The sequence below is a fragment of the Paracoccus sp. SY genome, from assembly GCF_002901215.1.
In the GTDB taxonomy this organism is placed as follows: domain Bacteria; phylum Pseudomonadota; class Alphaproteobacteria; order Rhodobacterales; family Rhodobacteraceae; genus Paracoccus; species Paracoccus acridae.
In genome coordinates, this window is the sequence record NZ_NWMQ01000240.1 from 1 (window position 1) to 331 (window position 331).

Consider the following 331-nt stretch of genomic DNA (forward strand, 5'->3'; position numbering starts at 1 on the left):
GGCCGCCCTTCAGCGCCTCATAGCCCACCGGCACCGAAAGGGTCGAGATTTCGGGCGTATAGCCAAGCGCCTCGAGCAGAACGGCGGCGACGCCGTTCGTCGCGGTGATGTCGGTCCAGCCGGGATCGGAATAGCGCACCGTGCCGCAGGTGGCGGCATCATCCGCCAGGACGGGCAGGGCCGTCGCAGCCAGCAGCATGGCGGCCGTCATCGTCAAAGCCTTCATCATCTACCTCCTTTTGGATTTTGCTTATCCGTTCAATCAAGAACGGATCGCTGCCGCCGTCGCGCCTGAACGCGACATGGGGCCCCCTCACCGTGTCGGAACCGG

General features: G+C 65.0%; 1 pseudogene. It reads right to left on the reverse strand.

Annotation, left to right across the window (positions count from 1 at the left end):
• A pseudogene (locus tag CK944_RS22700) lies at positions 1-211 on the reverse strand (glycine/betaine ABC transporter substrate-binding protein); the annotation flags it as partial.
• Positions 212-331: the final 120 nt, after the last annotated feature.